The sequence below is a fragment of the Marivibrio halodurans genome, assembly GCF_017963645.1.
Lineage (GTDB): Bacteria > Pseudomonadota > Alphaproteobacteria > UBA8366 > Aestuariispiraceae > Marivibrio > Marivibrio halodurans.
On the sequence record NZ_JAGMWN010000009.1, the window covers coordinates 24,292 to 48,145 of the forward strand.

Consider the following 23,854-nt stretch of genomic DNA (forward strand, 5'->3'; position numbering starts at 1 on the left):
GTCACATATGATACTAACCAGTTCAATAGAGAATCTATCGGTAGATAAATATATTGGGAGGCCTCATGACCGAAGATACCACGGCGACACTGGCTGAATATGTCGTCGGGGCCGAATGGTCCGACCTGCCGGAAAGGGCGCAGCGGGAGACGCTTCGGGCCTTTGTGAATTTCGTGGGCTGCGCCTTGGGCGGATCGACGCATCCGGGATTCCCAATCGCGCGCGAGGCTGCGACTGTGATCGGCGGATCGCCGCAGGCGAGTGTTCTGGGCGTGACGGACGTTACCGACATGGCGAACGCCGCGTTTCTCAATTGCTATAGTTCGGCCGTGCATACTTTCGACGATACGCATCTCGCCTCCATCGTTCACCCGACGGGGCCGGCGGCCGCCGCCGCGCTGGCCGTGGCGGAGCATCGCGGTATCGGCGGTCAGGCGTTTCTGAACGCGGTCTATCTCGGCATAGAAACGGTATGCCGGGTCGGTACCGCCCTTATGGTTCCGCCCGCGAAGGCGGATATCAATCTGTTCATGACCGGCTTGGCCGGCACGTTCGGGGCCGCGGCGGCCGCCGGCAAGCTGATGAATCTCGATCGCCGGAAAATGATCTACGCGCTCGGCATCGCGGCGGCGCAGGCGGCCGGAATCCGGGAAATGCACGGTACGATGTGCAGCGGCTTCGTGCCCGCGCAGGCGGCGCGCAACGGCTTGTGGGCGGCGCTCCTGGCGGAAAAGGGGTTCGATAGCTCCCAGTGCGGCCTGGAAGGGTCGAAGGGGTTCGGCGCGGTGTTCGGTCAGCCCGCCAATTACGACGCGATCACCGACGGTCTCGGCAGCCACTTCGAACTCTATTCGAACGCGATCAAGGCGTATCCCTGCGGGATCGTCATTCATTCCGTGATCGACGCCTGTTTGGACCTCGCACGGGAAGAAGGGTACGACAGCGCGTCGGTAGAACGCTGCGATTTGCGGGTCCATCCCGTGACCATCGAACTGACCGGCCGCAAGGCGCCGCAAACGGCGCTGGCAGCGCAGGTAAGCCTGTATCACTGGGCCGCCGCAGCGCTCGAACGCGGGGTCGCCGGTCTTCCCGAAGGGGACGACGCCAGCGTTCACGACCCCCAAATTTTGGCCATGCGGGACCGAATTACGGCCATGGCGGCGGACGACCACACAGCCGGAGAGACATCCGCGACCCTGACCTTCAGCGACGGCCGGACGTCCTCGGTCAGGGTGCCGCACTGCCGCGGAAGCCTTGAGCGCCCAATGACGGACGACGAGATCGACCGGAAGTTCAGGGCGCAGGCCGAACCGATCCTGGGCGTCGAAGCGTCGAATGCGCTGTTGGAACGGTCCTGGGGCTGCGTCGATATCGCCCGCATGGGCGTCGTCGGCGACCTGGCGCGGCCGGCTTCCTGATTCCGTCGCGAGACGCTTCCCGCCCGCGCGGAGCGTCTCGCGAAATCGCCCGGAATTCCGACCGGCTCCATGGATCGACGAAACGAGGTGGACAATGAAATGTACCAACGCTAGCATTAATCTACTATATGGTAGATTTTGGTTGCCGTTAGCGCACTCCAACTCTTACCGGCTTCGTTGCATGGGCTCGCCCCGGACTGCCGGCTTTCGCCCGCAGAGAACGTGGAGATGCGTGTCGTGAGAATTCCGTTCGCCCGCACACTGTTCGAGCTTCTATGCGAACAGGCAGAGCGCTATCCGACGAACACGGCCGTGATCGCCGGCGGCGCGGAGATCGGCTTCGGGGATTTGGAGCGGGGGGCCAGGTCTGTTGCCTCGGCCCTGCGCGCCTGCGGCGTTCGACGGGGAGACCGCGTCGGGCTGATCGTCAACAACCGGCCGGAATGGTTGGAAATCGTCTTCGGGGCCTCGGCGGTGGGCGCGACCGCGGTTCCGTTCAGCACCTGGTCCACGCGCGAGGAGTTGGAGTTCCTTTTGCAGGATTCCGGCGTCAAGGTTCTGTTTACCCTGGCGCGGTTCGGCAAGCAGGAGTTCCAGGCGGAAGTCGACGCCATTCTAGCCTCGGTGGATGCGCGGGAACGCTATCCGAACCTGCAACGGGTGATCGTCGTGGACGGGGAGGACGCGGCGGACGACCGCGCCTATGCCCGGTTTCGGCGGGGCGCTCCGTTGGGCGACGACTTGCCGCCGGGAGTATCGGCGAGCGCCGTCGACGACGCTCTCATCATCTATACCTCCGGGTCGACCAGTTTTCCCAAGGCGGTCCGCATGAAACACCATGCGATCGTGGAGAACGGTTTCAATATCGGTGAATGCCAAGGGTTGCGCTCCGGCGACCGGGTCTTCCTCTCGCCGCCGCTGTTTTGGTCCTATGGCGGCGTCAATGCGATGCCGGCGACCTTTACCCATGGCGCGACGCTGGTCCTGCAGGGGCGGTTCGAAGCGGGCGAGGCGCTGGATCTGATCGAGCGCCACGGCTGCACGGCGATCTACACGCTTCCGGGAATGACGAGCGACCTTCTGACCCACGACCGGTTCGATCCCTCGCGGGTCGCTACGCTTCGGACCGGTCTTACGATCGGCAGCCCCCAGGACATTCGGCGCGCGGCGACGGATCTCGGCATCGCCGATATTTGCAACATCTACGGCGTCTCCGAAGCGTATGGCAACAGCTGCGTCACCGATCACGCATGGCCCCTGGAACGGCGGGCCAATTGCCAGGGCATGCCCTTGCCAGGGGTCGAACTCCGCATCGTGGACCCGGACGGCGGCGGGCCGCTCCCCGCCGGGGAGCCTGGCTTGGTCGAGATTCGCGGCTATGTAACGCCTGGATATTGCGGCGCCAGCGCCACCCTCAACGAAACCGTCTTCACGTCCGAAGGCTACTTCCGCCCCGGCGATTACGGCTACCTGACCGAGGCGGGCGAGTTCGTATTCGTCGGTCGCGGCGCGGAACTGATCAAGAGCGGGGGGATAAACGTCTCTCCGGCGGAGATCGAGGAAGTCTTGCTGCGGCATCCCCAAGTCGTCCAAGCGGGTGTCGTCGGCGTCGAGATCCTGGATCGGGGCGATACGATTTTCGCCTTCGTGATCGCCGACCCGGGCCGGCTGGACGCGGACGGTCTGCGCGCTTACTGCCGCGAGCATCTTTCCAGCTACAAGGTTCCGCACCGCATCGTGTTTTGCGAACGGTTGCCGCAGACGGCGACGGGCAAGCTCCTGCGCCGGGAACTCAAACGGCACGCCGCGGATCTCGCGGCGACCGAACCGGCATAGGGTGGAGGACTTGCGAATGGCCAAGGAAAACTGGGGGCGATGGGGTCCCGAAGACGAAGCCGGGACGCTGAATCTGATCACGCCGGACAAGGTGACGGCCGCCGCCGGGCTGGTGAGCGTCGGCCGCGTTCTAAGCTTGGCGCAGCCCCTCAGTTCGGCGACGCCGATGGCGCGCCATCGCCACGGCTTCGCGCATTTCATGGACCGCGACGGCGGCGACTATGCCGCCGGGGGCAAGCGTCCGGGCGGGTTTCAGTTCGCCGAGGACACCATCATGATGCCGGTCCATACCGGCACGCATATCGATGCGCTGTGTCACGCCTGGTACGACGACCGTTTGTATAACGAGTTTTCGGGCGATTCGATTAGAAGCACGAAGGGCGGTCAGTTCTGTGGCATCGACAAGATGCCGCCACTGTTCACGCGCGGCATCCTGTTGGACGCGGTCGCCCAGCGCGGCGAGGTATTTCCTCCGGGAGAGACGATCACCCTGAATATCTTGAAGGCGGCGCTGTCGGCGACGGGGCGGGAAATCGAGCCGGGCGATGTGGTGCTGATACGCACCGGCTGGCTGGAAAGCCATATCGGACGCACCGGCGTGTCCCTGGATACCGAACCGGGAATCGATGTGGAGGGGGCGGAATGGCTCGCGGAAAGCGGCGTCGCCGCGCTCGGCGCCGACAATTTCGCGATCGAGACCATTCCCTTTCCGGCGGGGGCCGTCTTTCCGGTCCATCAACGATTGATCCGCGACTACGGCATGCCGTTGCTCGAGGGATTGGTGTTGGCGCCGCTTGCCAAGGCCGGTGCCAAATCTTTCCTCTTTTCCGCTGCCCCGATTCCCATCGTCGGCGGAACGGGCAGCCCGCTCGCCCCTATCGCGGTGCTCTGATGAACATGAAGAACCGAGAAACGAATGGTCCCACCGACCGTGCGCTCCCAATCGGGGGGCGAGATTCGGCTCGGACACACGCGTCGGGGAAGGGAAAATCATGAAACCGGAATCGACGTCGCGGCTCGCCCGCTTTGGGCGGGGGATCAAAGTGCTCGACCTGTCGCAGTACCTTCCCGGGCCGATGGCGAGTCTCCTTCTCGCCGACATGGGGGCGGAGGTTCTGAAGATCGAGCCGCCGCGCGGCGATCCGATGCGCGGTCTCGGCCCGCGGGACGACGAGGATCGGGCGCTATTCTACGAGGCCATCAATGCCGGTAAGAAGGTTCTCCGGTTGGATCTTCGTCAGGAAAAGCCGCACCGCGAGTTCCTAGACCTCGTCCGCGATGCCGACGTGCTGATCGAAGGGTTCAGGCCCGGCACGATGAAGCGGCTGGGGCTGGACTACGAGACGTTACGCGGCATCAATCCCCGGCTGATTTACTGCTCCATGAGCGGCTGGGGAAAATCCGGTCCGATGGCGCAGGCGGCCGGACATGACGGCAACTATCTCGCGATGGCCGGGATTCTGCACCGGAACGGGGCCGGGTCACCCTATGTCTTCGATCCGCCGCTTGCGGATACGTCGGCGGCGCTGTTTGCCGTGATTTCCATCCTCGGCGCGCTGAACGCACGCCGCGAAGACAACAAGGGGTGCGAGATCGACATCGCGCTGGCCGATATCGCGATGCCTCTCCAGCTCTTTCAGATCGCCGATTTCGGCGCGCGCAGCGCGGTGCCGCAGCCGGAAAGCACATACCTGAACAGCGGTGCGGCGTATTATCGGGTCTACGAAACCAAGGACGGACGCCACATCATGCTGGGCGCCGTCGAGGAAAAGTTCTGGCGTGCGTTCTGCGTGGCGGCGGAACGAGGCGACTGGATCGAGCGGCAGGCTGCCCCGACGCCGCAATCCGACCTCATCCGGGAAGTTTCCGACTATTTCCGCTCGTTGACCTATACCGAATGCCTCGAACGGTTCGGCGAGGTCGATTGCTGCCTCAGTCCGGTTCTCGATCTCCGCCAGGCACTGGAAACGCCGCATTTCAAGCAACGCAAGCTGATCCGGCGGTCGCCCGAAGGCGACCTGCAGGCTCTCTTTCCGGTTCGCGTGGACGATCAGCCCTCGCCTTCCCGGCCGCCCTTGTCGGAGGAGCCGGCGCTTTGGCCGCATTCGCGCGAAGCAAAGACGACCGTGCCCGGAAAGTGACCGGCGCGGCCTCTTTTCACCCGCGGAACAGGAACGTCAGATGATTTTGGAGAGATACAGACATGGCATATAGAACGCGTCCTGCGGTCGTGGGTGGCGCGACCACCTTGATTCCGAACTCGACCGGAAAGTCGCTCGAAGAGCTTCTCTACGACGTCGCGCAGAAAGCCGTCGCCAGCGCCGGGATCACCTATGACGACATCGACGGGATCGTCGTTGCGGCGAACGACCAGTACGACGGTCGGGCGATTTCCGTGATGGCCGCATCCGGTCCGGTCGGCGGCGTTGACCGCGATATCCTGTGCACCCCGTCCGCGGGCGAACACGCCTTCGTCACCGGCGCGCTCCGCGTCGCGTCGAAACTGTTTGATACCCAACTCGTCCTGGCCTGGAGCCCGGCCGAGGTTTCGTCCTTTTCGGAGGCGCAACGGCTCGCGGCCGATCCGTATTATCACCGGCGCCTGCCGCTCGACGAGCTGTCGTCGCACGCGCTTCAGGCATCGGCACTGGGCGCGTCGGTCGAGAACCTGGCGGACCTTTCGCACTCGGTATTGACGAAGAACCGCGCGAACGGCGCCGTCGCCTATCCCGATATCGCGGCATATTCCAGCGGCGTGCCACGGGGAGACCATCCCGTCCGCTGGCCGATCTTCAGCGATATGATCGCGCCGCCGATCACCGGCTTGGTGGCGATGGTGCTGGCGGGCGAAGACTTCGTCGCGGATCGCGGTCTTGCTCGGCCGGTTTGGATCGAAGGCATGGGCTGGGCAACGGAACCCAGCTTCCTGGGCGACCGTAACCTGGGCGGCCTGCCATCGCTGGAAGCCGCCGCGGCGCAGGCATTCGCCGAGGCCGGCGTGTCCGACCCGGTCGGCGAATTCGATGTCGCCGAATTGGCGGACGCGACGCCGCATCAGGAATTGCTTTCGTACGAGGGGCTGAGCCTTTGCCGCAGGGACGGATGGGAAGCCGCGCTGGGCGACGGGACGTTTCATGCCGACGGGCGATTGCCGGTGAACCTTTCCGGCGGGGCGCTTTCCGTCAATCCGATCTTCTGTACCGGGCTGATGCGGATCAGCGAGGTCGCCCGCCAGCTTCGCGGCGAGGCCGGCGCGGCGCAGAAGGAAGGGGCGGCACGCGGCGTCGCGCACGCCGCGAGCGGCATCGCCATGCAGTACAACACCGTCATCGTAATGAACAATCAGCAACCGGGAACCGTACAATGAGCGATCGGATCGGAATTATCGGCATCGGCCAATCCGCCTTCAAATCGCGGCGGGAGGATTCCAACTATCCCGAACTCGTGCGCGAGGCCGTCGCGCTCGCAATGCAGGATTGCGGTCTCGGTTTCGACGATATCGAGGCCGTGGTCTATTCGCTGTCGCCCGACGCCATGGTCGGCATCGGCAACGCGGAACGCCTGGGGGTCGATGCGGTCGGCGCCAAGAACAAGAGGTTTCTTCGAATCAACACCGGCGGTTCGACGGGGATTTCCAGCGTCGCCGCGGCGTATTTTCACGTTGCATCGGGCGCATGCGACGTCGTCCTGACCGCGGGCGCGGATAAGGTCGGGGAATGCGGCGACTCCCAAACGGTTCTCAACAAGATTTGGGATCCGATCTATGAGCGCCCGCTGCCGCTCGGCACGATCTCAATGCTCGCGATGTCCGCCGTTCGATACATGCATAAATACGGCATGTCCGAGGAAGACATGGCCCGGGTCACGGTGAAGAACCGTCGCCATGCATCGAAGAATCCGAACGCGCATCTGCGGAAGGAATGCACGGCCGAGGAGGTGTTGAACTCCCGCTATCTCTGCTGGCCGATCAAACTCTACGACGCATGCCCGCAATCCAGCGGCGGGTGCGCCATGATCCTCGCGTCGGAACGCTACATTCGCGAACACGGTCTGGACGCGGTATGGATCACCGGGGTCGGGCATTGCTCGGAGAACTATTATCTGGGCGACCGCATGTCGGACACCGCGCGCGCCGATCATGCCGATGCATTCGCGCTGAAGAACTCCTTCGCGCGGGCCTATAAACAGGCCGGCATTACCGATCCGGGCACGCAAGTCGACGTTGCGGAACTGTATGCGCCGTTCAGCAATACGGAATTCCACGCAATCGAGGCGGCCGGTCTGGCGGAGTTGGGCGCCTCGCCGGCAATGCTGCGCGAGGGTCAATTCGATCTCGGAGGAAGGATTCCCGTCAATCCGTCCGGCGGTGTGCTCTGCACGAACGCCATCGCAGTGACGGCGATGGTGCGGGTTGCTGAAACGGCGCTTCAGGTCTGGGGGCGCGCTGGAGACCATCAGGTCAAGGGCGCGCGTCGCGGCATCGCGAGCGGCAATGGCGGCGACCACCAATTCTTCGGCACAATGGTAATCGAGGCGTAAGGAGACGACCCCATGGAACTGATGACGCGTAAAGAAGTCTGGAACATCACCTACAATCACGCTCTGGGTAAGACCGCGAGCGAGTTTTTTACCCAAATCAAGGAAAGTGCCAGGATTTTAGGCCGGCGCTGCCCGTCCGACGGCCGGGTTCTCGTGCCGCCGCGGGCGTTTTCCGACGAATCCCTCGAGGCGACCGACGAATGGGTGGAGGTCGGGCCCGGCGGACGGATCGAGGCATTCACGATCACCTATGAGCCGTTTCAGAACCTGCCGGAGCCGCCCTACGCTTTCGGCTATGTTCTGCTCGACGGTGCCAGCACCGCGATCGGGGGGTACTTCAAGGGCATCGATCTGTCCGACCCGGCACGCGCCGCGGAAAAACTCGTGGTCGGCACGCGCGTGAAGACATGCTTCGCGGAGGAGAAGGACCGAATCGGCGATGTCCTGGATTTCTGGTTCGAAGTTCAGGACTAGACCGTTGTCGCGTACCGTCCCGGTCTTCGGAGCCGCCGATCAGGTCCGGTGGCTCCGAAGGGCCGACTCAATGGCCGCGCGGGCAATTTCCGCGTCTTCGTTGGATGCGGCGCCGGATACCCCGACGCCGCCGATGCCGGTACCGTCAACGACAATCGGCACACCGCCCGGGACAGCGAACATGTTTCCCACATGGCAGATTGAAGGATCCGACTTCGCCGCGTCGGAGAACACCTTCGTTTCTCGTCTGAACAAGGCGGCGCAGCGCGCCTTGCCGATAGCGACCTCAGGCGTAGCGGCATGCGCGCCATCCATACGATCCAAGGAAATCAGATGCCCGCCAGCATCGACAACGGAAACGGTCACCGCGCATCCCATATCCCGGGCGACATCGATCGCAGCGTCAATTATTCTCTTGGCGTCATCCAGTTCTAACAAAATAGAAGATTTCACTATATTCTCCACGGTGAATCGATGATCATTGTATAATATAATTATATACAATATTGTAAAAGTCAAATACTTATACATCAAAATAATATAATTTAAATATATTTATCTATGAAGCTGGATTATTATTTACATTTATAGGTCCAGTGTTTCTAAAACTCCCAATACCATTCAGGGGCGGCGACTTTAACCCGCATTTCTCACCAGGGTTTCTGAGGCGCGGCCGTGAGGGGCAGTTGACGGTTGCGGCTTGATCCAGTGCGCCGCGCGCGCGCCAGATTTTTGCGCCGCTTGGGCGCCGCCAGGTCGGTTCGGGTTCAGCGTTGTTGAGGGGCGTGCGGCGGGGGCGCGGGTCGCGCGGGTCAGCGGCATAATCGGGCGTGCGCCAGAGCGAACTCCTCGGCATAGGGACAGGCCGAGGCCATGGCGACGCGGATGCGCCGAACGGTGACGGTGACCTGCGCGCCGATCTTCAGCAGCTTCAGCCGAAGCGACCCGCAGGACGTAGGCCATGGAGGCGAACCAGAGGCGGAACTGGTTGGCCTTCATGGTCGCCGCGCTGGTTGACCTGAGACCTGAAAGTTCCTCCAGATTTAGGTAGAGTCCGTCGACGTTAAGGAGACGGATTTATGAAGCGTAGCCGGTTCACCGAAGAGCAGATCATCGGGATTTTGAAGGAGCAGGAGGCTGGCAGCGGACGGCGGATATATGCCGCCGGCATGGTGTCAGCGAAGGCACGTTCTACAAGTGGAAGGCCAAGTATGGCGGCCTGGAGGTCTCGGAGGCCAAGCGCCTGAAGGCTTTGGAGGACGAGAACACGCGTCTGAAGAAGCTGTTGGCCGAGGCGATGCTGGACAACGCCATGCTGAAGGATGTCGCTTCAAAAAATGGTAACGCCCGCTGCACGGCGGGAGGCGGTCGCTCATCTTCGTGCCACGCACGGGGTGAGCGAGCGGCGGGCGTGTCTTGTGCTGGGAGCGGACCGGACTTCGATCCGCTACCGGTCTCGTAGACCGGACGATGTCGATGTCCGGGAGCGGCTACGCGCCCTGTCGCGGGAGCGTCGTCGTTTCGGTTATCGGCGTTTGCATCTGCTGCTGGCACGGGAGGGTATCGCGATGAACCAGAAGAAGCTGAGGCGGCTTTATCGCGAAGAGAAGCTGCAAGTGCGACGGCGGGGCGGTCGGAAGCGGGCCTTGGGCACGCGGGCACCGCTGGTCCTGCCAGACGGGCCGAACCAGCGATGGTCGCTGGACTTTGTGTCGGATGCTTTCACGGACGGTCGCCGCTTCCGGATCCTTGCCGTGATCGATGACTTCACGCGGGAATGCCTAGCCCTGGTCGCGGATACGTCGCTGTCCGGCATCCGTGTCGCGCGGGAGCTGGATGCCCTGATCTGGCAGCGTGGCGCCAAGCCCCAGACCGTCGTCAGCGACAACGGCACAGAACTGACCAGTATGGCGATCCTCCGATGGAGCCAGGAACGAGCCGTCGACTGGCACTACATCGCGCCGGGCAAGCCGATGCAGAACGGCTTCGTGGAAAGCTTCAACGGGCGGCTCCGGGACGAATGCTTGAACGAGACGCTGTTCACCTCAATCCGCCACGCCCGCATCGAACTCGCCGCCTGGAAGGAGGACTACAACACGGTCAGACCGCATTCGGGTCTGGGCGGAAGAACACCCGCTGAAGCCGCCGCGATAGCCTGTCCGGGGCATGCCCCGGACAGGCTTGTCATCCCATCAACATCAAGCCAACAATCAACCAAAGGACTCACCCTCTGAACGGAGGAAACTTCGGTCTCATGTCAGCGGCTGAGCAGGGCGGGGCTGCCGTGAGGGAAGGCGGATCGGGTCTAAGGCGCATCGTTCATGGTAATCGTCCGGCTGCGTCCCGGTACCAGACGGTGCATCATGAAGCGCGCCAGATGGGCCGCCGGGGATTCCGGATCGTCCCGCCGGTAATGCAGCACCAGATTGACCCCGGGTAGGGGCGGAACGCCATCGAAACCCGAACAGATTCGGTAACCGTGCCCAACGGCTGGTTCGGTCAGCACCGTCACCGCGAGTCCGGCCTGGACCGAGGCGAGAAGGCCCGCGATCGACTCACTCTCGCACGCGATCCGCCAGGGCCGGCCATAGGCCTCAAGAGCGGCGATCGCATAGTCCCGGTAGAGATTCCCCTGTGGCAGCATCGCCAGCGGAATCGGCGTCTGCCGTTGCGCGTTGCTGGTCTCTCCGGTCACGAAGAACAGCGGCTCCTTGCGCACGAAATGGCCCGGCGGCGTCCGGGGCATGTCGGTCACGAGCACGAGATCAAGCCGTCCGGCGGCATAATCCTGCAGCAGCGGCCGGGTCAGGTCGCAACGCAGATCAATCTGGATCGTGGGATAGGCGGCCGCGAAATCGGCCAGGATCGCCGGCAGGAGAAAACTGGCATAGAGATCCGGGGAACCGAGCACGATCCGTCCGGTTATCTCCGAACGCGTGAAGCGGGACACCGCCTCGTCATGCAGGCGCAGCATCGCTATCGCATAGCCGTGCAGGAGTTCGCCGTCCTTGGTCAGGGTCTTCGGCCGGCGCGAGGCGGTGAAGAGCGGACGCCGTACCGTTTCCTCCAGACGCCGTAGTTGCTGACTGACCGCGGGTTGCGTCATGCCCAGACGCTTCGCGGATTCGGTCAGATTTCCCGTCTCCACGACATCGACGAAGGTGCGAAGCAGGGAAAGGTCCAGGGTTTGTGGCATCATGAGCATAAGCGTTTCTTATTTTTTGAATAAAAACAATAAATTTCCATTCAATTTTGACGCGGTCTACAGTTTGCCCTGGATCGCGTTCGACGCGATCGGATGACCGTTTATCAGGAGCCGATAGAGGAAACGTTGGACATGTCCGTGACCCGTCCGAGCAATGAAAGCGCGCTCGCGGCCCCCTTCACCGGGCCCATGGCGTGGCGCGCCGAGGATATCGCCAAGACAAAGTGGAAGTACGCGTTGGACACGGCCTGCCTGGCCGAGATCGACGATTTGGTCGCCAGCCTTCGCCGGAACGCCTTGCCCACGATCCTGCTGACCCCGGACGATTTCGAAATGCCGAGGTGCCGGGAGGCGATGCGCGCGGTGCGCGAGGGGCTGATCGACGGTTCCGGCATCGCCCTGGTCGATCGGCTGCCGATGGAGCGCCTGACCAAGGACGAGGCGAAGACGGTCTATTGGGTTCTGTCCTCGATGATCTCGCGCCCCGTCGCCCAGAAGGTCGACGGCACCATGATCTACGATATCCAGGACACGGGCGCGAAGGCGGTGGCGGGATCGGGCGTGCGGCCCGACAAGACGAATATCGATCTGACCTTCCACAACGACAATTCCTATAACAATCCGATGCCGGATTTCGTCGGGCTGCTATGCCTGCAGCCCGCCAAGCAGGGTGGCGTCAGCCGGTTGATGAGCTTCGAGACGACCTACAACGCCTTGCTGGAACGGCATCGCGACGCCCTTGCCAGGCTCTATGAACCTTTCCTTTTCGACCGCCAGAAGGAACATCACCCGGATGAGGCGGGCACGATCTCCGAGCCGATTTTCGTCGAATCCGACGGCGTGAAGGCCCGATTGGGATTGCACCAGGTGCGCAACGGGTACGAAATGTCGGGCGAATCCATGGATGCGGAGACGGCGCGCGCGCTGGCGGCGCTGGAGGAAATCTTCGCCGACAACGCGCTTCAGATTCATTTCGCGATGGAGGCCGGCCAATTCCAATATGTGAACAACCTGGCGATCGGGCATAGCCGCACGGAATTCACGGATTTCGACCGCCCGGAGGACCGCCGGCACCTGGTCCGGCTCTGGATGCGCGACAAGGGGCGCCGAACCTATTTCGGACAGTAAGCGGGACGGCATGGAAGGACGTTTCGGGAGGAAGCGGGACAGCACATTCAAGGGCACGGCACGGACGGAAAAGAAGCGGAGCGGGATACGTAATCCATCGGGACTTCGCCGAACCACGGGCCGGACGACCTTCGCTTGGGATCGGGAAGAGGCATTTGCTGACTATTGTTGACGTGGGAAAGCGGTTCGGCGGCGTGTCGGCCCTCGACAAGTGCTCCGTGGAATTCGAGTCTGGAAAGATAACGGCTGTCATCGGGCCGAATGGCGCCGGGAAATCCACCCTCCTGAATTGCATATCCGGGGCCCTTGTGCCCGATTCGGGATCGATCCGTCTTTTCGACGACGATGTGACCGGGGCGAAGCCGCATATCCTGGCGCGTAAGGGGCTGGCGCGGACCTTTCAAATCTCGCGCGAGCTGTCGAGCCTGACGCTGCTCGAAAACCTGCTGCTCGCCGACCGCCCCAGTGATCCGATGAGTTTCTTCGCGCCGGTCTTTCGCCGCGCCCGCGTCCTGGATGAGCAGGCCGAGGCCGTGAATCGTGCGATGGGGCTGTTGCGCCGTGTTGGTCTCGACCGGCTGGCGGACGAGACGGCCAGCGCCCTTTCCGGCGGACAGAAGAAGCTGCTGGAACTCTCCCGCGCCTTGATGCTGAAACCCCGCGTCGTCCTGCTCGACGAGCCGGCGGCCGGGGTCGCGCCGCCGATGGTGAAGGTGTTGATCGAGGTCATCCGGGACCTGCATGCCGAGGGCGTCGATTTCGTCCTGGTCGAGCACAACATGGACATGGTCGCCGCCCTGAGCGACGAGGTCGTCGTGATGGCGGAGGGCACGCCCCTGATGCGCGGTGACTTCAAGGCCGTGACCACGGATGCGCGCGTCGCGGAAGCCTATCTGGGGGGCGTGGTTTGAAACCGAAGTCGATTCTCACCGCGGAGGCGATCCGCTCCGGCTATGGTGGCGACGATATCGTCAACGGTGTCGGTTTCGAGGTCGGGGCGGGGGAAGTCTTCGCCATCATCGGCCCGAACGGATCGGGCAAATCGACCCTGATAAAGACACTGGCCGGGATCGTGCCGATTCGGCGCGGCGCGCTGTCCCTGTTCGGGGGCGATGTGACGGCGTTGAAGGCACCCCAGCGGATCGCCGCCGGGATGGCCTATGTGCCACAGGAATTCAACGTCTTCCGCAATATGACGATCGCGGAGAACCTAACCCTGTCGACCGAATTCCTGGGCCTTCGCGGTCAGGGTGCCCGGCGGGAGCGCGAACGGGTCCTGGAGATGTTCCCCGACGTGGCGGAGCGTCAGCATCTTTTGGCGGGAAATCTCAGCGGCGGTCAGCGTCAGATGCTCGCCTTCGCCTGCGCCCTGATCTCCTCGCCAGAGGTTCTGCTGCTGGATGAGCCCTCGGCCGGCCTCTCCCCGAAGCTGGTTACCGAGATCTTCGACAAGATGAAGGCGGTCAACGAGATGGGGACCACCGTCATCGTGGTGGAGCAGAACGTGGCGGCGATCCTGCCCTATTCGGACCGGGCGATGGTTCTGGTCAACGGCGCCGTCCGCCATCTCTCCGCCGCTTCCGAGCTTGCCGCGGAAGGTGACCTGCATGCCTTGTTCCTGGGGGAGAGCTAAGTGTTCGGCCAATTGATCGTGAACGGTATCGGCACGGGGCTGATCGTGGCGCTTCCGGCCCTGGCATTGACCCTGACCTTCGGAATTCTGCGTTTTCCGAATTTTGCCATCGGCGCGATGCTGACCTTCTCCGCCTATATGGCCTGGACCTTCAATGTCCTGGTCGGGGTTCCGCTGATCGTAAGCGCCCTGCTGACGATTCTGTTGTTTCCGCTCGTCGCGATACTCTGCGATGCGGCCGTGTTCCGGCCGTTGCGCGACCGGGGATCGATCACCCTGCTGGTCGCCAGCATGGGGCTTTCCTTCGTGCTTGAGAATATATGCCGTCTGTTCTTCGGCAATGCCGCGCGGAATTTCGATATTCCCCTGGCGCGCCCGCATCGTCTGTTCGATCTGCGCTTCACCAACGAGTTCCTGATCGCCGCCGCCGTCAGTCTTTCGGCGATGCTGATCGTCTATCTGATCCTGCGGTGGTCCGCGTTGGGCCGGGCGATGCGCGCGGTCGCCGACAACCCGAACCTGGCGGCGGCCCGGGGCATCGATAGCGGGCGGGTGATCAAGGCCACCTGGGCGCTGTCCGGGGCGCTGATCGCCGCTTCCGGCGTCCTGGTCGGGATGGACCGGGCGATCGATCCGCAATTGGGCTGGAACTATATCATCGTCTGTTTCGCCGCGGCCATCCTGGGGGGGCTGGGAAGCCCGGTGGGCGCGGTCGTGGGCGCGCTGATGCTCGGGCTGATCGGCGAACTCTCCACCCTCGTCGTGCCGACGAACTACCGCGTGGGCGTGGCCTTCGCGATGATCGGCGTCGTCCTCCTCCTCAAGCCGAACGGCTTGTTCGGCACGCGGGAGATCGTGAAATGATCGCCTATCTGGTCACCATCGCCACCCTCGTCTCCATCGCGGTCCTGATCGCCATGGCGCTCAATGTCCAATGGGGCATGTGCGGCATGGTCAATTTCGGCCTCGCCGGGTTCGTCGCCCTGGGGGCCTATACGACGGCCATCCTGACCCTGGCCGGGTGGCCCGCCCTCTTCGCGGTCGCCGCGTCGGTGGTGGTGTGCGCGGTCATGGGCGGGCTGCTCTCGCTGATATCGATGCGCCTGTCCGAGGATTACCTCGCCATCGTGACCCTGGGGTTCGGCGAGATCGTTCGGCTTGTCACCCTGAACGAAGGCTGGCTCACGGGCGGCGCCCTGGGGCTTCCCGGGATTCCGCGCCCGCTCGTCGAGACTATCGGGTCCGAGAATTACGAAACAGCCTTCCTGGCGGGCGCGGTGCTGATCGTCGCCATCGTCTATTTCGGCCTGGAACGCCTGACCCGCTCGCCGGTGGGGGCCGCGTTGCGGGCGGTGCGGGACGACGACTTGGTCGCCTCCAGCCTCGGCAGGAACGTGCTGTTGCTGCGGGTCAAGGCCTTCGCGCTGGGTGGGGGAATCACGGCGATCGCCGGTTCCCTGCAGGCGTTCCAATTCAGCTATATCGACCCCAGCCAGTTCACGGCCATCATGACCGCCTATGCCTTCATGGCGGTCATCGCCGGGGGGCGCGGGTCGCATCGGGGGCTCATTCTGGGGGCGTGCTCGATCATGTTCCTCCTGGAGGCGTCGCGCTTCCTGAAGGATGTCATCGAGGTTCTCGACAACGCGCAGATCGCGGCCATCCGCCTGATCCTGATCGGGGCGGGGCTCATTCTGCTGCTGATCTTCCGACCGCAGGGGCTGATGCGTGAATACCGCCTTTCGGCCCCGCGCGCGACCGCGGCAACCGCGCCGCCCCCCACCGGGAAGGAGTAGATCGATGGCACGCGTCAGCAAGCGCCCTTACGAATCCCTGCCGGCCGACATCCGGGATGTCGTGCGGCGCTACGGGACGGAATACGGCCCCTTCGACAATCAGGCGCGCGTGCTGACGCATGTCCCGCCGGCCGCGCACCATCTGGCGGCGATGCTGCAGGAATTGAAGCAGCGCGCCGGCATCACCTGGCGTTACATCGAATTGGCCGTGGTCTGTGTCTCCAAGATCAATGCCTGCGATTACTGCGTCGCCCATCACAGCCCCCATCTGCGCGTCGACGGTATGTCGGAGGAGGGGCTGGACCGGCTGCTGGAGTACGAGGACCATCCCGAACTCGACGCGGTCGACAAACTGGTCGTCGAATACACGATCGCCGTCACCAACAATGCCGGACGCATCCGGGACAAGATGTTCGAGCGGCTGCGCGCGCATTTCACGGAGGCGCAGATCGTCGAATTGACGCTGCGCATCGCGCTGTGCGGCTTCTTCAACAGGTTCAACGACTCGCTGATGATCGAGATCGAGCCGGAATTGGCCGGTGCCTGATCGATCTCCGATCGGCGCCCGGAAACGCGACAAGAAAAAACGGAACGAACATACAAACGAGGAAACGCCTGTCGATAACGGATAGATACGAATCGAACAGGAGAAGGTCGAAATGTCGAACCGCGTAACCGAGAAAAGAGGTCCTAGCCGCCGGCATGTGCTGGTCGCCGGGACCGCGGCCCTCGCGATGCCCTATATCCGCCCGTCCTGGGCGGCGGAGGGACCCATCAAGATGGGCATGGTCATCCCCTTCACCGGCGCGACCGGCGCCTATGGGCCGGAGATGGAGAAGGCCGCGAAACTGGCGGTGAAGAGCATCAACGACGCCGGCGGCCTGCTGGGAGGCCGCAAGCTAGAACTCTATATCGAGGATTCAGAAACCATCCCGACGGCCGGCGCGGCCGCGACCAAGAAGCTGATCGAGGTCAACGACGTCAATTCGGTCATCGGCTATTGGGGCAGCCCCATCGCCATGGCCTCGAAGCAGCTTCTGATCGACGCCAAGAAGGTCATGATGGTGAGCTGCGCCGCCAATGCGGTCACCGAGGAGGATCACGGCGGCCTGATCTGGCGGTTCCAGGCCAAGTCGACGCAATGGGGCCCCGTGGGCGCCAAGATCCTGGAGCAGCGCGGCTATAAGAAGGTCTCGGTCCTGGCGCAGCAGAACCCGTTCATCGTCAGTATGATCGACCCCTTCGTCGAGCAGGTGGAGAAGGCCGGCGGCACCATTGTCGACAACGTCACCTATCTGCCGGAGCAACCCTCCTACCGCGCCGAGGTCGAGAAAGTGTTCGGCGCCAATCCGGACGCGGTCTTCGTTCCGGGGCTTTTGACCGACTTCACCTCGATCATGAAGGAGGTCTATCGCGGCGGCTTCGACAGCAAGGTGTGCTCGCTGTCCCTGGCGGCGGATTCAAACGGCCGGTTCCTCGAAGCCGTCGGTCCCGAAGTGGCGGAAGGCATCGATCATTTCCAGCCGGCCCCGCCGATCGAAAGCCCGAGCTACAAGGCCTTCGTCAAGGCGATGGGCGCGCCGGAAGGCACGGTCTTCCTCTTCGCCGGCAACGCCTTCGATCAGGTGTGGACAGCCGCGTTGGCGATGGAGAAGGCCGGAACGGACGAGGCCGCCGTCTGGACGGAGGCGATCCCGGCGGTCGCCAACCCGCCCGGCGCCCTGGAGCAGGACGGCCTGAAGTGCCTGGAGATGATCCGCAACGGCGAGGACGTCGCCTATGTCGGCGCCGGCGCCGATTGCGATTTCAACGACAATGGCGATCAGTTGAACCGCCATTTCCTCCATCAGGTCATCCGCGACGGCAAGAACGAGTACGTTCAGACGCTTTCCTGAACCGCGCTCGCGGCTATTGCGCGCCGGCGCCGCGTTCCCACGCGGCGCCGGCGTTTTTGTTCGGGTTCCGTCCTTGAAAGGAGTTTACCCCGAAACCTCCTCCGGCCAGTACTGATAGAGCCAGGTTTCGGTGATCGGCTCGCCGTCGATATGCAGATAGGCGCGCAGGTCTACCGGCTCCGTGGCCTGGCCGGCGTCGTCAAGGTGCAGGTCGAACTGGGCGCGCCATCGCGGCACCTCGGGCACCGGCTCGGTGAAGATATAGGAGACCCCCCCCCGGCTCGCCTCGATCGCGACCTCGACCGGCGCGTCGCCTTTCAGGTCGCCGATCGGTCCGCCGGCGAAGTCGATGACGAACTTGCGCACCCCCTTCGGGCGCTTCCGGCCCGGCTCGCCGCCGCGGCCCAGCCGGGTGGCGACGCACCGTCCCAGCGCATCGGCCTGATGCGGCGGCTCCGCGTACCAGTACATGCGATAGCCGAACCGCGCTTCGGAGCCGCGCTCGATCCTCTCCTCCGGTACCCAGAAGGCGACGATATTGTCGTGGATTTCGTCGTCGGTCGGAATCTCGACCAATTGCACCGACCCCGCGCCCCAGTCCGAATGCGGCTCGATCCACAAGCTGGGCCGTCGGTGGTAGCGCACCCCATCCAGATAGTGCAGGACGCGCCGGTCGCGCTGCAGTAGGCCGAAACCGCGCGGCCCGCTGTCCAGGAAGCTGGAAACCGTCGTCCGGGGCGGATTGTTGAGGGGGCGCCAGATACGCTCCCCGCCGCCGGTCCAGAGGGAGAGACCGTCGGAATCATGCACCTCCGGCCTCCAGTCGTCGGCCGCGCCGGATATCGTCTCGGAGAACCAATACATCGAGGTCAGCGGCGCGATACCCAGCCGCTCGACCGGCTGGCGGAAGAACAGCCGGATATCGACATCGACCTCGACGCCCGAGGTGCGAAACAAATCGAACCGGCAGGCACCCGCGACGCTGGGCCCCTCGACCGTCGCATGGATCCGGACCGGGTCGTTTTCTCCGCGCGCGGGCTGGATATAGACGTTGGTGAAGGCGGGGAATTCCTCCGGGCCTCCGATCGCGGTATCGATCGCCAATGCCCGCGCGGAGAGGCCATATTGCCCCTCATCCCCGATCGCGCGGAAATAGGAAGCGCCGAGGAACGCGATCCAATCCTGGGTCTTCCAATCGGCGCGCGCCTTGTCCTCATGCAGGCGGAAGCCCGCGAAACCCGACCCGTCGGGCATGTCATGCGCGGGATTATCGTCCGGCGCGTCGAAATAGTCGGAGCGATAGAGGACTTCGTGCGCCATGCCGTCCACCAGGACGTGCATGTTGACCGGCGTGGGAAACCATTTGCCCAAGTGGAAGAAGGTCGCGGGGTAGTGCGCCTCCCCCGTCTTGAACATCGCCTTCTCCGGTGGAAAGCGGATCGCGCCGTGCTCGGAGTAATCGATGCGCTCCGTCACCTCGGGCGCGGGCGGCGGGACCGGCTCGTAGGGTTTGGAAGCGCTCTCCCGGGCCGCGGCGACCAGATCCTCGAAGACGAAGGGTTTCGGGGGCCCGAGGGACAGGGCCTCGTTGCCGGCCGTGCCTCCCGTCTTGGCGTCGTTCGTCTGGCTGAGGACCGGCCGCGCCACCATCGACAGGGAGGCCAGGGCGGCCGCGCCGGACAGGGCCTTCAGCAAATCGCGTCGCGCGCGCGTCGCAGTCATTCGTAGCTCCTGGAATGCGCTCCGGTAACGGGGCGTCTATTGGGGCGTTTGGAGGAAGCGAGGTCGGGAGAGAGGACGCGGGGAGGAGGCGCGGGGGCGCATGTCGTCGGCTCTCGCATCTCCACTCCCCTCGATACCAATTCGCCCATGGTCTGGACCCCATGGTCCGATCCCCATGGTTTCCTGGGACACCGTTCCCGACATGGGTCATCCACTCCCACGCGGTAAGACTGATTTCGGCCGGGAAAGTTCCACGACCGGGGTCGATATCGCGCATATCGTGGCGGGGTGGCCCGGGATGGTGCGGGGGGCCGCGTTCGCTTGCCGGTCAGCCGGGTGTCGCGCGCAGCGAAAGGATGATTTCCGTTCCCCCGTCGTCGCGTACGCGGGCGCGCGCGTCGCCCCCCATCGCCTCCATGTTGCGTCTGACGATCCACAGGCCGATACCGAAATTTCCCGCGCGGCCGTCGGCGGCGCGCGAGGAGAAATAGCGATCGAAGACCCGTTCCAGATCCGCCGACGGGATACCGGGACCTTCGTCCCGGATATGGATCGATATCCCGCCGTCGCCGGCCTTGACGGCGTGAACCGATATCCGGCCTTGAGCCGGGCTGAAATCCAGCGCGTTGTCCAGCACGTTCTCGACCGCCGTTTCGACCAGGTCGCCGCGTGCCCGGACGAACAGCTTATCCGGGATATCATACACCAGCTGACGTTCGCCCAGCGCCGCGCGCGTCCGGTATTCGGTGAGCAGGCTGGCGAGCATCCGCGAGAGGTCGATCACGTCCAGCGGATCGTCGAGCAGGGCCGGCATGCTTTGCTCGATACTGCGCGCGGCCGAGATCAGGCCGTCGAGCCGGTCGATGGATTTCTCGATCCGCTGAATGCTCCGCTGGGGGGGAGAGTCCGCCGGGATGGCCTGGCGCAGCGGTTCGAGCGATTGCGAGATGACGGCGAGCGGCGCCTTGAAGGCGTGGGCGTTCTCTTCCGCCGCCTGCCGCGCCAGCAATTCCGACCGGCGCATGCTCCGCAGCAACTCGTCGAATTCGCCGGTGATGCGGGAAAGTTCGGGTATGACGTTCCGGCTCTTGAAGGATACCTGATCGCCATGGCCGCGCCGAATCGACTCCATCGCCTTCCGGAAGCGGCGCAGGTTCTTCCGCATCGTCAATAGGATCGAGATAATCAGGAACGTCACGGCCAGATAGATCGCGGCGACCAACTGCAATTCCTGGGACCGCCAATAGGGCCGGTCGATGGGAACGTTCAGGAATTCGTTTCGCGCGATCGAGGTGATGACCGCCCAGCAGCCGTCATTCATGGCTTGGGTTCGCAGGAAGGTCAGGATTTCCTCGCGTCCGCTGGCGGAGGTGAAGGGCATGGCGAGCGTCCGGCCCTGATCGCACGCTTCGTCCAGCTTGCCGAGGATTCCGGTTTGAATGATCTGCTCCTGCTGGTCCTCGATTGGGATACTGGTGCTGGGCGGATGCGTCGCGATCAGCAGGAAGCCGCCGGCGCCCGACTCGTTCCGTGCCGGTTGGAACAACACTTTCACGGTGCGCCCCTCGGTCGCGATCCGGGCGAGCAGGGCGCTCAGGTCGCGGGTCTCCTCGGGGGTGAAATCGCGGAGATGGGGGAACAGGGCCTCGGCGATCAGACGGCCCTCCTGCTGGATGGCGCGAAGGACAAGCCGGTCCTTCTCGTCGTCGGCCTTCTCCAGGAGATTATAGAACAGCACCGGCGCGACGAACAGGATCAGACAGACGAGGGCGACTTTCGCCGTGAGGGAACGGGCGGCCAGACGAAGGGAGCGGAGGCGCCGGTCGCTCATTCCGGCGGGCGCCAGCGATAGCCGAAGCCGGGATAGTTCTCGATCTGGTCGAAATCGACATCGATGTCCCGGAACTTTTGCCGGATTCGCTTGATCGCGGACCGTACGTTCGCGCGGTACCCATCCTCCCCGAAACCGGCGGAGAAACCCTCGCCGCGAACCACGTCATAGATATCCCGGTAGGAGATGTCGGTCCCCGGGTCGCGGGCCAGGAAATGCACCATTTCGAATTCCGAAAGCGTCAGGTCGACCCGGCGCTCGTTCCAATAAGCCCGCCGCGATCCGGTGTCGAGGACGAGTCCCCCGATCTCGATCGTATCGGACGGACTCTTTCCGGTGTCGGCCGACCCGTTCGGCTGCGTGGCGGGAATCAATTGAATCCGGCGCAGGATGATCGAGAAGCTGCGCGATTTCTCGACGAAATCGACGGCGCCTCCCAGCAATGCGGCTTCCTCGTAAATTTGGTCGCCGAGGACGGTGAGGAAAATGACCGGAAGTTCCGGCGCGATCTTGCGGACATGCGCCAGGACCTCGATGCCGTTCATGCGGGGCATTTTCCAATCCAGCAGCAACAGGTCGATGTCGGGGGCGTCGGACAGCCAGTTGATGAAGGACAGCCCTTCCTCGAATTCCGTCACCCTATATCCGAAGTCGCGCAGGTTCTGCGTGATCGACTCCCGGAACAACGGGTCGTCGTCGACGATGGCGAGGCGCCGTTTCGCATCGCCCGTGACCGTCGAATGCGCCTCACTCAAGGTCATCCGTCGTCCTCCATTCGCAGGCGGTGCCGGCCTCCGTCGCCTCCGCGATCTCCGTGCTCAGGACCTGAAGCGAATTCGAGGCCACGTCGGGATAGAGAAAGACCCGCAGCGCGCAGTCGCCCTGCCCGTACCGCCAAACCTTGCCCGGGCCGTTGCTGGTCACAACGGCGGGCTCGCCGAGCGCCGCCCTGACCGCCGCCCCCGTCTTGCCGACGAGAGGGGGCAGGATGAAGCGTTCGGGCGGACGCGGGGGCTCCTCCGGCTTCAAGCGCGCGCGTGGGGCCTCGATGGGATCGGCCGGCGGCTCGGCGGCCGGGGGCGCCGTGGCGGGCGGCGGCGCGGCGGGCGGCATCGCGGCCACGGCGGGGGCGTTCGCCGTCCCGGACGACTCGCGCGCGCAACCCGCTAACGCGACGGCACAGAGCAGAAGCGTGGCGGGCGCCAAGCCGACGACGATAGGTAGCGAACGCATTCCACCAATCCCTTCCCGCCACTTATAAAGCCCGCCACATATAAAGAATGACGCCGCTCCACTTTCGTCCATCCAGGGATGACGCACCAATTCAAAAATGGACCCCGCCCCCAATATCAAGGCCAAACACATTGTTTTCCTTGGGCTGTATATTCATATTCCGAGCCCGTGACGATTTCCAGGTCACGGTTCCCCCGAACGCAAGGGCCGGAGCGCGGCCACCCACGCCGCACGCGGATTCCCGGGGATGCCCTAAGTGGAACTTCGGAGCCCGTCGCACGTCCCCTAAGGGTCGGCTGCTTGCTTGGTCCTGGCCTTGAGCGGAGCGCCGGCCAAGAAATCTCCCTGTCAGAACGCGACTTGCGCGTGCTCCGAGATCATCGGGGCACGCGCATTTTTTTGATATCGCCTCCGTGTTCCTTCCCGGTCGGGAACTCTTTCACATGTTGTCCGTCTTATGGGGCAGAGGTTGCAATGAAAGGGAGAAGAACATGTCCCGTCTCCATGCATCGACATTGGATATGGATAACGGCGGATCGCGTAGCGACCGGGCGGCCGAGACCCCCGCGGCGATGAATGTCCAGGAAGCGGCGGGGCTGGACGCGGTGGAACCGGATATGGCGGGCTTGGCGCCGCCGTTGGATGCGGTGAACCGCTATCTCGTGATGGTCGGGATCTCGCTTGACGTGGTGCGCGCGGATCTGCTGCGCGAGGTGGAGGCGCGTCTGGCGGTGATGCATCGCTCGATGACGCGCAGGACCCGCGAGATCCGGGCGCTTGCCTGTGTCGAGCGGGTGTTGTGCGAGCGCTTGGGCGCGCGGCCCGGCAGCAACACAACCGACCCGGATACGGCCAGCCGGCGCCTGTTGTTCTCGATCGATCCGACCGAGGAGGCGCAGCGTCGCCTGCTGGCGGTCGGTTCGGCGGAGGCGGGCGCGTCGAGCCTGGGCACCCTGTCCAACCTCATGTGCGTGCCATCCCGAGGCGCGCCTCGCCCGATGCCGCGCCAGCGGATCGAATTCCGGCATCCGCCCTGGCATTGGACGCCGCGCGGGATCGGGTCGCGCCGGCTCAAGGGCGCGTCGGCCGCCACGAGTTGATCGCCGGAAATTGTTGAGCGCGACGCGATCCTTCGTCCTCGTCA

21 protein-coding genes and 2 pseudogenes are annotated in these 23,854 nt (G+C 63.9%); 16 read left to right on the top strand and 7 right to left on the bottom strand.

Going from position 1 to position 23,854, the window contains the following annotated elements:
* The first annotated feature begins 65 nt into the window (after nt 1–65).
* From KAJ83_RS16140 to KAJ83_RS16170, 7 genes are all read left to right on the top strand, one after another.
* A complete protein-coding gene (locus tag KAJ83_RS16140) occupies nt 66–1,418 on the top strand; it encodes an MmgE/PrpD family protein (protein WP_210683145.1) in 1,353 nt (450 codons plus the stop codon).
* Nucleotides 1,419–1,655: 237 nt separating this feature from the next.
* Nucleotides 1,656–3,254, top strand: coding sequence for a class I adenylate-forming enzyme family protein (locus KAJ83_RS16145; protein ID WP_210683146.1), 1,599 nt, complete (start codon nt 1,656–1,658; stop codon nt 3,252–3,254).
* 16 nt (nt 3,255–3,270) lie between these two features.
* Nucleotides 3,271–4,146, top strand: a complete 876-nt coding sequence (locus tag KAJ83_RS16150) for a cyclase family protein (RefSeq protein ID WP_210683147.1) — start codon at nt 3,271–3,273, stop codon at nt 4,144–4,146.
* 100 nt (nt 4,147–4,246) lie between these two features.
* Complete coding sequence (locus KAJ83_RS16155) at nt 4,247–5,395, top strand: CaiB/BaiF CoA transferase family protein (RefSeq protein ID WP_210683148.1); 1,149 nt, start codon at nt 4,247–4,249, stop codon at nt 5,393–5,395.
* 89 nt (nt 5,396–5,484) lie between these two features.
* On the top strand, nt 5,485–6,621 hold the full coding sequence (locus KAJ83_RS16160) for a thiolase C-terminal domain-containing protein (protein ID WP_210683149.1): 1,137 nt from the start codon (nt 5,485–5,487) through the stop codon (nt 6,619–6,621).
* Entirely contained in the window at nt 6,618–7,793 is a 1,176-nt protein-coding gene (locus KAJ83_RS16165; protein ID WP_210683150.1) for a thiolase family protein, read from the top strand. Before KAJ83_RS16160 ends, KAJ83_RS16165 begins: the two co-directional genes overlap by 4 nt.
* 12 nt (nt 7,794–7,805) lie before the next feature.
* Nucleotides 7,806–8,267, top strand: coding sequence for a Zn-ribbon domain-containing OB-fold protein (locus tag KAJ83_RS16170; protein WP_210683151.1), 462 nt, complete (start codon nt 7,806–7,808; stop codon nt 8,265–8,267).
* 39 nt (nt 8,268–8,306) lie between these two features.
* On the opposite strand, the gene KAJ83_RS16175 is transcribed toward KAJ83_RS16170, so the two are convergent.
* Together KAJ83_RS16175 and KAJ83_RS16180 are read right to left on the bottom strand one after the other, a co-directional pair.
* A complete protein-coding gene (locus KAJ83_RS16175; RefSeq protein WP_210683152.1) occupies nt 8,307–8,732 on the bottom strand; it encodes a GlcG/HbpS family heme-binding protein in 426 nt (141 codons plus the stop codon).
* 347 nt (nt 8,733–9,079) lie between these two features.
* A pseudogene (locus KAJ83_RS16180) lies at nt 9,080–9,281 on the bottom strand (transposase); the annotation flags it as partial.
* A gap of 65 nt (nt 9,282–9,346) precedes the next feature.
* On the opposite strand from KAJ83_RS16180, the pseudogene KAJ83_RS16185 reads away from it, so the two are divergent.
* A pseudogene (locus KAJ83_RS16185) lies at nt 9,347–10,501 on the top strand (IS3 family transposase).
* A gap of 71 nt (nt 10,502–10,572) precedes the next feature.
* On the opposite strand, the gene KAJ83_RS16190 reads toward KAJ83_RS16185, so the two are convergent.
* Entirely contained in the window at nt 10,573–11,466 is an 894-nt protein-coding gene (locus KAJ83_RS16190; protein ID WP_210683153.1) for a LysR substrate-binding domain-containing protein, read from the bottom strand.
* Nucleotides 11,467–11,604: 138 nt separating this feature from the next.
* Between KAJ83_RS16190 and KAJ83_RS16195 the strand changes: the two genes are divergently transcribed.
* From KAJ83_RS16195 to KAJ83_RS16225, 7 genes are all read left to right on the top strand, one after another.
* Entirely contained in the window at nt 11,605–12,600 is a 996-nt protein-coding gene (locus tag KAJ83_RS16195) for a TauD/TfdA family dioxygenase (protein WP_210683154.1), read from the top strand.
* A 194-nt stretch (nt 12,601–12,794) separates the two neighbouring features.
* Nucleotides 12,795–13,511 carry an ABC transporter ATP-binding protein gene (locus KAJ83_RS16200; RefSeq protein WP_343222040.1) on the top strand — a complete coding sequence of 239 codons (717 nt, stop codon included), beginning with the start codon at nt 12,795–12,797 and terminating at the stop codon, nt 13,509–13,511.
* Nucleotides 13,508–14,233 carry an ABC transporter ATP-binding protein gene (locus tag KAJ83_RS16205; protein ID WP_210683155.1) on the top strand — a complete coding sequence of 242 codons (726 nt, stop codon included), beginning with the start codon at nt 13,508–13,510 and terminating at the stop codon, nt 14,231–14,233. The genes KAJ83_RS16200 and KAJ83_RS16205 overlap by 4 nt, the downstream gene beginning before the upstream one ends.
* Nucleotides 14,234–15,097, top strand: a complete 864-nt coding sequence (locus tag KAJ83_RS16210; protein ID WP_210683156.1) for a branched-chain amino acid ABC transporter permease — start codon at nt 14,234–14,236, stop codon at nt 15,095–15,097.
* Complete coding sequence (locus KAJ83_RS16215; protein WP_210683157.1) at nt 15,094–16,029, top strand: branched-chain amino acid ABC transporter permease; 936 nt, start codon at nt 15,094–15,096, stop codon at nt 16,027–16,029. The genes KAJ83_RS16210 and KAJ83_RS16215 overlap by 4 nt, the downstream gene beginning before the upstream one ends.
* A 4-nt stretch (nt 16,030–16,033) precedes the next feature.
* Nucleotides 16,034–16,576, top strand: coding sequence for a carboxymuconolactone decarboxylase family protein (locus tag KAJ83_RS16220; RefSeq protein WP_210683158.1), 543 nt, complete (start codon nt 16,034–16,036; stop codon nt 16,574–16,576).
* A 112-nt stretch (nt 16,577–16,688) separates the two neighbouring features.
* Complete coding sequence (locus tag KAJ83_RS16225) at nt 16,689–17,924, top strand: ABC transporter substrate-binding protein (protein ID WP_210683159.1); 1,236 nt, start codon at nt 16,689–16,691, stop codon at nt 17,922–17,924.
* Between the two features lie 84 nt (nt 17,925–18,008).
* Here the strand turns inward: KAJ83_RS16225 and KAJ83_RS16230 are convergent, their stop codons facing one another.
* From KAJ83_RS16230 to KAJ83_RS16245, 4 genes are all read right to left on the bottom strand, one after another.
* Complete coding sequence (locus tag KAJ83_RS16230; RefSeq protein ID WP_210683160.1) at nt 18,009–19,646, bottom strand: OpgD/OpgG family glucan biosynthesis protein; 1,638 nt, start codon at nt 19,644–19,646, stop codon at nt 18,009–18,011.
* Nucleotides 19,647–19,974: 328 nt separating this feature from the next.
* The gene (locus tag KAJ83_RS16235; RefSeq protein WP_210683161.1) at nt 19,975–21,477 is read right to left on the bottom strand and encodes a sensor histidine kinase; all 1,503 of its coding nucleotides are present in this window, start codon (nt 21,475–21,477) and stop codon (nt 19,975–19,977) included.
* A complete protein-coding gene (locus KAJ83_RS16240) occupies nt 21,474–22,238 on the bottom strand; it encodes a response regulator transcription factor (protein ID WP_210683162.1) in 765 nt (254 codons plus the stop codon). Before KAJ83_RS16240 ends, KAJ83_RS16235 begins: the two co-directional genes overlap by 4 nt.
* The gene (locus tag KAJ83_RS16245) at nt 22,225–22,710 is read right to left on the bottom strand and encodes a hypothetical protein (RefSeq protein WP_210683163.1); all 486 of its coding nucleotides are present in this window, start codon (nt 22,708–22,710) and stop codon (nt 22,225–22,227) included. The genes KAJ83_RS16240 and KAJ83_RS16245 overlap by 14 nt, the downstream gene beginning before the upstream one ends.
* Before the next feature lie 491 nt (nt 22,711–23,201).
* Between KAJ83_RS16245 and KAJ83_RS16250 the strand changes: the two genes are divergently transcribed.
* Nucleotides 23,202–23,810, top strand: coding sequence for a hypothetical protein (locus KAJ83_RS16250; protein WP_210683164.1), 609 nt, complete (start codon nt 23,202–23,204; stop codon nt 23,808–23,810).
* Nucleotides 23,811–23,854: the final 44 nt, after the last annotated feature.

What these genes read in the sequence shown, in the direction of transcription:
- KAJ83_RS16190 (WP_210683153.1), bottom strand. Translation starts at nt 11,466, where the DNA reads ATGATGCCACAAACCCTGGACCTTTCCCTGCTTCGCACCTTCGTCGAT.
- KAJ83_RS16140 (WP_210683145.1), top strand. Translation starts at nt 66, where the DNA reads ATGACCGAAGATACCACGGCGACACTGGCTGAATATGTCGTCGGGGCC.
- KAJ83_RS16165 (WP_210683150.1), top strand. Translation starts at nt 6,618, where the DNA reads ATGAGCGATCGGATCGGAATTATCGGCATCGGCCAATCCGCCTTCAAA.
- KAJ83_RS16170 (WP_210683151.1), top strand. Translation starts at nt 7,806, where the DNA reads ATGGAACTGATGACGCGTAAAGAAGTCTGGAACATCACCTACAATCAC.
- KAJ83_RS16215 (WP_210683157.1), top strand. Translation starts at nt 15,094, where the DNA reads ATGATCGCCTATCTGGTCACCATCGCCACCCTCGTCTCCATCGCGGTC.
- KAJ83_RS16235 (WP_210683161.1), bottom strand. Translation starts at nt 21,477, where the DNA reads ATGAGCGACCGGCGCCTCCGCTCCCTTCGTCTGGCCGCCCGTTCCCTC.
- KAJ83_RS16250 (WP_210683164.1), top strand. Translation starts at nt 23,202, where the DNA reads ATGTCCCGTCTCCATGCATCGACATTGGATATGGATAACGGCGGATCG.
- KAJ83_RS16225 (WP_210683159.1), top strand. Translation starts at nt 16,689, where the DNA reads ATGTCGAACCGCGTAACCGAGAAAAGAGGTCCTAGCCGCCGGCATGTG.
- KAJ83_RS16220 (WP_210683158.1), top strand. Translation starts at nt 16,034, where the DNA reads ATGGCACGCGTCAGCAAGCGCCCTTACGAATCCCTGCCGGCCGACATC.
- KAJ83_RS16155 (WP_210683148.1), top strand. Translation starts at nt 4,247, where the DNA reads ATGAAACCGGAATCGACGTCGCGGCTCGCCCGCTTTGGGCGGGGGATC.
- KAJ83_RS16230 (WP_210683160.1), bottom strand. Translation starts at nt 19,646, where the DNA reads ATGACTGCGACGCGCGCGCGACGCGATTTGCTGAAGGCCCTGTCCGGC.
- KAJ83_RS16245 (WP_210683163.1), bottom strand. Translation starts at nt 22,710, where the DNA reads ATGCGTTCGCTACCTATCGTCGTCGGCTTGGCGCCCGCCACGCTTCTG.
- KAJ83_RS16240 (WP_210683162.1), bottom strand. Translation starts at nt 22,238, where the DNA reads ATGACCTTGAGTGAGGCGCATTCGACGGTCACGGGCGATGCGAAACGG.
- KAJ83_RS16195 (WP_210683154.1), top strand. Translation starts at nt 11,605, where the DNA reads ATGTCCGTGACCCGTCCGAGCAATGAAAGCGCGCTCGCGGCCCCCTTC.
- KAJ83_RS16150 (WP_210683147.1), top strand. Translation starts at nt 3,271, where the DNA reads ATGGCCAAGGAAAACTGGGGGCGATGGGGTCCCGAAGACGAAGCCGGG.